We start from the raw sequence: 1,273 nt of genomic DNA, 5'->3' as shown, positions 1-1,273 counted from the left end.
GGCCGGTCCGACCGCGTCCGGGATCAGGCGGCCGCGTCGAAGCCGGTGTCGTGGGCCATCTTCTTCAGTTCGAGCAGCGCGTGCTTCTCGATCTGCCGGATGCGCTCACGGGTCAGTCCGTGCTGCTTGCCGACCTCCGTCAGGGTGCGCTCCTTGCCGTCGAGGATGCCGTAGCGGGACCTGATGATCGACGCCGTGCGCTCGTCCAGCCGCTCGATGAGGCCGTCCAGCTCCTCACTCCGCAGCAGCGTCATCACGGACTGCTCAGGGGAGACCGCGGAGGTGTCCTCCAGCAGGTCGCCGAACTGGGTCTCGCCCTCGTCGTCGACGGACATGTTCAGGCTGACCGGGTCGCGGGCCCAGTCCAGTACGTCGGCGACCCGCTCCGGCGTACTGTCCAGCTCCGCGGCGATCTCGGCGGGCTCGGCGTCCCGCCCGTGCTCGCGGTTGAACTCGCGCTGCACACGGCGGATGCGCCCCAGCTCCTCCACCAGGTGCACGGGGAGCCGGATCGTCCGCGACTGGTCGGCGATCGACCGGGTGATGGCCTGGCGGATCCACCACGTCGCGTACGTCGAGAACTTGAACCCCTTGCGGTAGTCGAACTTCTCCACCGCCCTGACCAGGCCCGCGTTGCCCTCCTGGATGAGGTCGAGCAGGGGCAGGCCGCTGCGCGGGTAGCGTCGGGCGACGGCGACGACAAGCCGCAGGTTGGAGCGGATGAACGTCTCCTTCGCGCGCTCGCCCTCGGCGACTATCGCCTCCAGCTCCTCCCGGCCGGCGGTGGCCGACGGGGCGTTCTTGGACGGAGGCTGCTCCTGGCCGTCGAGGATGCGCTGGGCGTAGACACCCGCCTCGATCGCGAGCGACAGCTCGACCTCTTTGGCCGCGTCGAGCAGCGGGGTGCGTGCGATCTCGTCGAGGTACATGCCGACCAGGTCGCGGTCGGCGATGTCGCCGCCTGCGCGCGCGCTGCTTGCCCGGTCAGAACCCCGGGCGGCGGACTGACTGCGGGCTACGGCACGGGTTGCCATGCGTGCTCCCTTGCGAGTGGATCAACTACTGGCCGGTCGGGCGGGAGACCCTTCCCGGGCTCCGCCCACGCATGTCACAACGACGTGAATCGGGACAGAATTCCCATCGGGCGCAACAATTTTGCGATCATGCAGTAAACTGCGCCGCCGCACGCCGGTCATGCCGCTCACGCCGCCGATCGGACGGCGTGCCGGATCTCCTGCCGGGCCCCTCGTCCGGCCCGTGCGGACGACTGGAG

Annotated in this window: 1 protein-coding gene; it reads right to left on the bottom strand. The window is 69.7% G+C overall.

The genetic code is table 11. From position 1 onward, the window contains the following. Positions 1 to 23: 23 nt before the first annotated feature. The gene (locus tag GL263_RS26710) at positions 24 to 1,034 is read right to left on the bottom strand and encodes a sigma-70 family RNA polymerase sigma factor (RefSeq protein ID WP_182858308.1); all 1,011 of its coding nucleotides are present in this window, start codon (positions 1,032 to 1,034) and stop codon (positions 24 to 26) included. Between the last annotated feature and the right edge of the window lie 239 nt (positions 1,035 to 1,273).

It is taken from the genome of Streptomyces durbertensis, assembly GCF_014156695.1.
Taxonomy (GTDB): domain Bacteria; phylum Actinomycetota; class Actinomycetes; order Streptomycetales; family Streptomycetaceae; genus Streptomyces; species Streptomyces durbertensis.
The sequence above is the reverse complement of the archived record's forward strand: the minus strand, read 5'-3'. Positions and strand labels throughout refer to the sequence as shown.